Source organism: Photobacterium sp. OFAV2-7 (genome assembly GCF_022347985.1).
Lineage (GTDB): Bacteria > Pseudomonadota > Gammaproteobacteria > Enterobacterales > Vibrionaceae > Photobacterium.
The window spans coordinates 1-2,806 of sequence record NZ_JAKRFQ010000706.1 but is presented as its reverse complement, the minus strand read 5'-3'; the positions used below and the strand labels follow the sequence as shown (position 1 = coordinate 2,806).

Genomic DNA, 2,806 nt, shown 5'->3' with positions numbered 1-2,806 from the left:
TGATGGCTCTCTAGACATCATGAACACGTCTAACGCAGGCACTCCGCTTACAGAAGAAGGTGTAACACCACTTCTGACTGTTGACCTGTGGGAACACGCTTACTACATCGATTACCGCAACCTACGTCCAGACTACATGAATGCGTTCTGGGCACTGGTTAACTGGGAATTCGTTGCGAAGAACCTAGCTGCCTAATTGGTAGAAAATTAGACATACTTTCAAAACGCCTGCCTTTGTGCAGGCGTTTTTTATTTCCTCAAAAAACAGCTTTTGTCCTCAAAACTGCTCAATCCATAGCCACAATTTATCCTTCCGGCAACCAACCAAAACAGTGATGAATAGGTTGGCAATATTATTGAATTCCTAACGAATTCCTGACATTTCGCCTAAAAAATAAACGTAAAAATGCCGGAGCACAGATTGAAAGTAAGAAGATGCTCCTATGAAAAATAAACGACCTATAAATAACCTGTTAGCCTCACTGTTCCTCTTCACCTCTGCCTTCTCCTTTGCCGAGACGGCAGCGATTCCAGTGACAACCGAAACAGTCAAATCCCAATCATTTGATGTTCAGGTCGAAGAAGCCGCAAAAATTAGCGCGACCGATTCGGCAAACCTGACTTTCAGCACAGGCGAGAAGATCAAAGCGATTTATTTCAAAGACGGTGATGCCGTCAAGAAAGGCAATCTCATCGCCGAGCTTGACAGCACCAAGGCCAAGGCTGATTTCGACAAAGCCAAAAGCTCGTTGAATATGGCCAAGACTAAACTACAGCGCACCCAGAACCTGTTAAAGAAGCAACCTGATGCCCTGTCTCCTCAGGACGTTGACGAGCTGAAGGAACAAGTCAACCTGGCAGCCGCTGATTTCCGTCAAAAGCAGGCAGTGCTACGCGATTACCAGATCATCGCCCCGTTTGACGGCCGCCTGACAGCCTTCAGCCACTCTGTAGGCAGCCACATCGATGCCTCGAGTGTTCTAGTCAGCCTGTATCGCCTCGATCCGGTAAAAGTCAGCTATACCATCAGCCAGGACGATCTCGGTAAAGCCGCCAAGGAGCAGGCCGTGCAAATTACCGTCGATGCCTTCGCTGACCAGACTTTCAAAGGAAAAGTCAATTATGTTGCCCCTGCCGTCGATGAAAACTCCGGCCGAGTAGAAGTCCACGCCCGTATTGCCAACCCCGACCATGTACTGGCACCAGGCATGTTTGCAAACGTAAAACACAGACTGGCAAAAGGGAAAAAGCAACTCCTGATCCCGCAGAATGCCGTTGTTGCCAACAATAACGAGCGCTATGTCTGGGTGATTTCCGATGGCAAACCTGTTAAGCAAACGATCAAGCTCGGTCAGAACACCAATGATGGCTACGTCGTGGTTCGTCAGGGGCTGAAAAAAGGCCAGCAAGTCGTGACAACCGGCCAACAAAAGCTGACGGCAGAAAGTGCCGTCAAGGTACTGAATAGCGATATCAATACCAACGATAAAGAGAGCAATACCCAAGCGCCAATTCACCCTAGCACCGGGAAACCTGCGGCATCGGAGGAAAGCTAATGCGATTGCCAGAGATTTGTATACGCCACCCTGTTTTTGCCTCGGTACTGAGTATTGCCGTGATCTTACTGGGTCTGTTGTCATTCCAAAAACTGTCTATCCAGTATTTTCCAGATCACAACACACCCACCGCGACGGTCAGTGCCAACATTACCGGAGCCAGTGCCGAGTTCATGTCACGCAACGTTGCTGACAAACTGATCGATGCCGCAACCGGGCTCGATAGCGTTGATACCATGGCAACAGACTGTCAGGAAGGCAGCTGTACCCTGAAAATCGATTTTGCCGACGATGTCGATGATGTCGAATACACCAACCTGATGAACAAGCTGCGCAGCAGCGTAGAAGGGATCAGTGATTTTCCGCCGAGCATGACGGATAAACCTACAGTTACTGACAACGCCTCTGATACCAGCTCTGCCAGCAACGTGATCACTTTCGTCAATACCGGCGGGCTGGAACAGCAAGAGATGTACGACTACATCAGTCAGCAGCTTGTCCCGCAGTTTCGCCACATTCAGGGCGTCGGTGCAGTCTGGGGGCCGTATGGTGGTTCGTCCAAGGCAGTCCGCGTCTGGCTCAAGCCCGAGCGCATGATGGCCCTTAACATCAAAACGGCCGATGTTGTCGGTACACTGAGTTCCTACAATGCCAGCTTCACGGCCGGTACCATCATGGGCGAAGCCCGAGATTTTTCTATCAACCCGATTAATCAGGTTGAGAATATTGACGATGTGCGCGATCTGGTTATCCGTGTCGACAACGGCCAGGCCATTCGCCTCAAGGACATTGCCGATATCGTCATGGGAAAAGAGAGCCTTACCCCAAGCCTGCTGACCGTCAACAAGCAACAGGCAATGTCGCTGCAGGTCCTGCCGCTACGCACCGAAAACCCGGTTACCGTTGCCGAGCGAGTGAAAGAAGCCATCGACCAGATGCAGAGCCAGCTGCCTGACGGCATCGAAATGAAAATGGTATACAACCAAGCCGACTTTATTGAAGCTGCGATTGAGCAGGGCTTCTCGACACTGGTCGAAGCTATTGTTCTGGTCTCCCTGGTGGTCGTGCTGTTTCTCGGCTCGCTCCGGGTTGCCTCTGTCCCTATCATTACCATTCCGGTCTGTGTCATCGGTGTGTTTGCCGTTATGGCATGGCTCGGCTTTAGTATTAACGTCCTGACCATTCTGGCAATCATTCTGGCAATTGGCCTGGTGGTTGATGATGCCATCGTGGTAGTGGAGAACTAGATC

At 50.5% G+C, this 2,806-nt stretch carries 2 protein-coding genes and 1 pseudogene; all 3 read left to right on the top strand.

Annotated elements, in window-relative coordinates:
• On the top strand, nucleotides 1–196 hold a 196-nt coding region (locus MHN01_RS23360; protein WP_304622887.1), incomplete at its 5' end, for a superoxide dismutase.
• A 247-nt stretch (nucleotides 197–443) separates the two neighbouring features.
• The gene (locus tag MHN01_RS23355; protein WP_239413747.1) at nucleotides 444–1,556 is read left to right on the top strand and encodes an efflux RND transporter periplasmic adaptor subunit; all 1,113 of its coding nucleotides are present in this window, start codon (nucleotides 444–446) and stop codon (nucleotides 1,554–1,556) included.
• Nucleotides 1,556–2,800: pseudogene (locus MHN01_RS23350) on the top strand (efflux RND transporter permease subunit); the annotation flags it as partial. The gene MHN01_RS23355 and the pseudogene MHN01_RS23350, both read left to right, overlap by 1 nt.
• Nucleotides 2,801–2,806: the final 6 nt, after the last annotated feature.